Below are 5,457 nucleotides of genomic sequence, written 5' to 3'. Positions count from 1 at the left end.
GGAGATAACGCAAAATTCATAATCGAATTAATCACTCCAATCGCAATCGAAGAAGGATTAAGATTTGCCATCAGAGAAGGCGGAAGAACAGTAGGAGCTGGCGTTGTTTCTAAAATTATAGAATAATTAATATACTAAGACTATTTAGCTCTCACTTAGGTGAGGGCTTTTTTATTGCAAATTTTAAGAATAAATTTGGAAAATAAAAATCAAAAATCTTTGCGAAATTATAGTTTATAAATTAACGAATAAACCCAAAAAAGAAAGATAGATAGTATAAAAGTACTAAAATGAGATATAATCTAATTTAAAAAATTAAACTTCTATTATGTAAAAATTACTTCATCCAATAAACATCAATTATAATTACATTATAAATATATATCCCGTAAACATATCAATTTTCGAGCAAATGTGATATAATAATAAACAAAAATAGGGGAATTTTATCTGAAAAGATAACGTTTTATATAAGAGTTGATTTTTACAAATTCACTCAATATAAAATTAGGGCTCACCTGCTATTCCCTAAATAGTTAATTGCGTGTTAGTTATTATGTTGAATGTAAATTATTTCAACAAGAACTATTGATTCTAACTGGTAGATCATGTTTTAAATACCCATGTTATGCCATGTTAGACTTTGAAAAAAAGGAGGAAATAAGAAATAGAAACATAGGCACTTTGGAAAAATTTTGTTGTTAGTATTATTAGCTGTCGCTTTTATCGTTTTTTCTGGTATAAAGCTAATCTATGCTAACATACTATTTGAAAAAAAGGAGGAAATATGAAAGAGAAAAACAAGCACTTTGGAAAAATTTTGTTTTCAGTATTATTAGCTGTCGCTTTTATTGTTTTTGCTGGTATAAAGCCAATCTATGCTAACATACTAAGTCCAAAACAAGGAATCAATGAATATCATTTCTATAATGATACAATAGAAAACAAAGATTCAGCTAAAGAAATACAAAAACAGGTAATTACAGATAAAGGAACAATATCTGATCCTGGCCATGTATTTAAAGACAAAGATAAAGTTTTATTAAAATGGCAAGATGAAAAAGGTAACGATATTAAATTTGATACGCCAATAGAAATTACAGGTAACGACAAAAAAATAATTAATGTTTACCCAGTTTTCAAAAACCAAGTAGTAATAACTTACTACATAAGTGGCAGTAAAAATGATAGAGTTTATATGACTGACACCATCACTGATGCTAGTTCTTATAAACTACCAGTAGATCCTACAATTTACGATGCTAATAAATACTTCGTAAATTGGTCAACATCAAAAGACGGCTCATCGGGTGTTTATGATGAGAATTCATTGAAAAAAGATATTGAAGCAGGAAAAACTGACATTAAACTTTATGCTATTACAGAGTTTAAACACAAGGCAACATTTATAACAGGAGACGGAGCAAGTTTCCAAGAACAAATACTTGCAAACGATGGTGGCAATCTTGACAAAACCCCAGAAAATCCTACAAGAGAAGGCTATGAATTTAGCCATTGGTCTTTGACAGAAGATGGAGATCCTGTCGATCTTGCTACTTTAAAATTAAACGAAGATATTGATGTCTATGCTGTATGGAAACCAGTTGTAGTTGACTATAAATTTAAGGTTATGGTCCAAAATATAAATGATGATGGCTACACTTTCCATGAAATAATATCAGCAAGAGGACTAAATGGAGAAAAAACAAGCCTACCTTTTAAAGGAAGTGAAAATCCAGATCCAAAAGTTGCTCCATCTGGTCCAATAGTTGAAGATATTAATAATCTTACAGAAAAAGATGGCCGCTTTAGCGATGGCTACAATAGTAAAGATGAAAATGGAAAAATGGATCACACCTATACCAATCCTCAAACCCTAGATTATTTAGGCTTCCATTTAAACGAAGAAAAAACAAAACAAGCTTTTGAAACAATAGAAGCTGATGGCAGCACAGTTGTGCCTGTCTATATGGATAGAAATGTTCATACTATATGGGTCTATAAAAATAAAAGTGCAATTAGTTATTATCCAGCTAATTGGGTCAATGCAACAGATGAAAATGGAAATATTCACGTAGATTTGCGTTACGGTCAAAGTTCTGAAACATGGTTTGACAAGTTAAATAAAGATTATATTTATTACATGGATAAAAGCATAGGATCTTTCTATACTAGAGCACCAGCAATGGGTGATAAAGACATCTACATGTATAGAGTTTTTGCTAAGGGTACAAAATACCAACTCCGCTTTGTTGAATGGGATCCAAGTAAATTTAACGCACAAATAAACGGATCAGACCTTGCAACAATGAAATCTACCCTTGGTACCATGAAAGAAATTGGTGAAAGAGTAAGCTTCCAAAACTCAGAGTGGTACATGAACTGGAATGGATACCAATATAGAGTCTTTGAACCATACAACGGAAATTATAAACAAGACACATATTCTTGGGTAGATAAGACTGACCATGTAGATGATATAGAAGGATTCCAACCTAAAAAAGGTGATATGACAGGATTACAATCATCAAATGTAAATAATCCAGCCTTTAGAGATTATATGTTTACTCCACGCGGATGGAATGGATATTATAACTATACAGGAACACCATATATAGAAGATGGTTCTTATGTAGGTTTCCTATTCTACGAACGCAAAACTTATAATATAAATTATTACTCTGGTAGTACAAGATTAGCATCAAAACCATACAAATACGAGGCTGATACAAGCGATTTTGGACTTGGCTATGAAAAAGGAGTAACCACACATCCAAAAAATCCTAATAAAGTATTTATGGGTTGGTATGAAGACTCAACATTTAGCGTAGAACACAAACATGAAGATGGAGCAAAAATGCCTGCTCATGACATTACAGTCTATGCAAAATGGGATTCTCGTCAATACGAAGTGACCTTCCACACCAACCAAGATGACTATGAAAATAATATAGAAAAAATAAGTGAAATTCCTGAAGATGACACTCTTTATGATGGAAAATATAAAGATGAAAAAGTTAGCAAAGAGAATTTCCCTCAACCAATTGAACCAAAAGGCGCAACAAAATTTCTGGGATGGTATGAAAAAAATCAATATGGAAGATATGTAAAAGCAAATCTTCACAAACCAATTAAAAATAATGATACTCACTTATATGCTAAGTGGAAATATGATTATTTAGAATTAAAATACGATTTGAACTTGCCAGCTACTGACAAAGTTGAAGGAACTGCTCCAACAGATTCAAACTCTTATATCCGAGATGCCAAAGCGTTAGCAACAGATGTGGGAGATGTTAAAGTAAATGGTGGCAAAAAAGTTTTCGTAGGTTGGAGTGAAACAAAAGATGGTTCTAGCGGACTAATTCTACCAAGCGAAACTATCCTAATGGATAAAAATAAAACTCTTTACGCTCAATGGAAAGAATTTCCAGATCTAGCAACTACCAAAGTAACCTATGATGCAAACGGTGGAGTTGGTGCTCAACATGTAGTTGAAGAGATTATTACAAATGATTCTCATACAGTCTTAGGAAACGGCGAAGGCGAAAAAATTAATTTCACCCGTGAAGGTTATATATTTAAGGGATGGAATATAGATAAAAACGCAACAACAGCCAAATTCCAAAAAGACGATGAAGTTACTGTAAATAGTGAAAAAGAAGATACAAATAATTATATCTATGCTATTTGGGCTCCTATAATCAACTACACAACTGATGGTAATGGACAAGTTAAGGAAGGCGAAAACTTTGTAGATAATACAAAAGAAGAAGTCGAACTTAAATCAAATCCAAAGGGCACAGAAACAAAAGCAAAAGATGGATATAAATTTAGCCACTGGACAGCTGATAAAGAAATCACATTAAAGGATGGAACAAAAATTCCTGTTGGAGGAGAAATTACTGAAGAACAATTAAAACAAGCATTAATCACAGAACCACTTACATTTAAAGCTAATTTTGTAAAAGATGAATTTAATGTAAAACACGAATTTAAGGTTGCTGAAGATTCTCCAGTAAAAGAAATGCCAGCTGAGGTAAAAACAGCTGTCGATGCTCAACTTCCAGAAGATAAAACAGCAGAAGATGGCAGCACTGTAACTCCTACAGCTCCAACACAAACAGAAGTAAAAGATACAGAAAATGATGGAACATGGAAATTCGAAGGTTACAAAGATCAAGATAAAACTACAGACGATGTAGACGCAAAAGTAAATGGAGCCGATGTAAAATTTGAAGGCGAATGGAAATTCACACCAAACGAACACAAAGTAACATACGAATACGTAAGTGGAACAGAAGGTAAGGAATTACCAGCTGAATTAAAAGCAAAAGCACCAAAAGAAGTAACAGGCAAAGTAAAAGGTGATACAGTAACATCCCCAGTTCCAACAGACGATGACGCTACATTTAGAGATGAAACAAACAAAGGAACATGGAAATTCAAATCATACGATAAGAATGAAGTAGAAATCACTAACAAAGACGAAAAAGTTACAGGAACATGGGAATTCACACCAGATCCAGAACCAGAAAAATACAACGTAACCCACAAATTTGTAAGTAAAGATCCAAATAAAGAACTTCCACAAGAAGTACTTGATCTTATACCAGCAAATCAAACTGGAAAAGTTAAAGGCGATGTAGTAACACCAACAGAACCTACTGCAAAAACAGTGAATGTTGAAGATGGAACATGGAAATTTGTAAGTTACGACAAAGACCAAGAAACTATCGATAACAAAGATGTTGAGTTTACAGGAACATGGGAATTTACTCCAAAAACTACTCCTACTGATTACAATGTAAATCATAAATTTGTATCATCAACAGAAGGCAAAGAACTTCCTAAAGCTGTTACAGATTTAATACCAGCTCAACAAACTGGTAAGAAAGACGGTAGCACTGTAACTCCTACTGCTCCAACACAAACAGAAGTAGCAGATACAGAAAATGATGGAACTTGGACATTCGAAGGTTATGATGAAAATAGTAAAACTATTAATAAGTCTGATGTAACATTCGAAGGAAGCTGGAAATTCACACCAAACGAACACAAAGTAACATACGAATACGTAAGTGGAACAGAAGGTAAGGAATTACCAGCTGAATTAAAAGCAAAAGCACCAAAAGAAGTAACAGGCAAAGTAAAAGGTGATACAGTAACATCCCCAGTTCCAACAGGCGATGACGCTGCATTTAGAGATGAAACAAACAAAGGAACATGGAAATTCAAATCATACGATAAGAATGAAGTAGAAATCACTAACAAAGACGAAAAAGTTACAGGAACATGGGAATTCACACCAGATCCAGAACCAGAAAAATACAACGTAACACACAAATTTGTAAGTAAAGATCCAAACAAAGAACTTCCTAAAGAAGTAACTGACCTTCTACCAGCAAAACAAACTGGAAAAGTTAAAGGCGATGTAGTAACACCAACAGAGCCAGA

The 5,457-nt window shown here is 33.3% G+C and carries 2 protein-coding genes; both read left to right on the top strand.

What is annotated here, in order from left to right; all coding sequences use genetic code 11:
- Positions 1-126, top strand: a 126-nt coding sequence (locus ACU68U_RS08985; RefSeq protein WP_446762833.1) for an EF-Tu C-terminal domain-related protein, incomplete at its 5' end; no start/stop codon positions are given.
- 661 nt (positions 127-787) lie between these two features.
- Positions 788-5,457, top strand: a 4,670-nt coding sequence (locus ACU68U_RS08980; RefSeq protein ID WP_446763180.1) for an SHIRT domain-containing protein, incomplete at its 3' end; no start/stop codon positions are given.

The sequence above is a fragment of the Finegoldia sp. P3-F-LR genome (genome assembly GCF_052932165.1).
The sequence above is the reverse complement of the archived record's forward strand: the minus strand, read 5'-3'. Positions and strand labels throughout refer to the sequence as shown.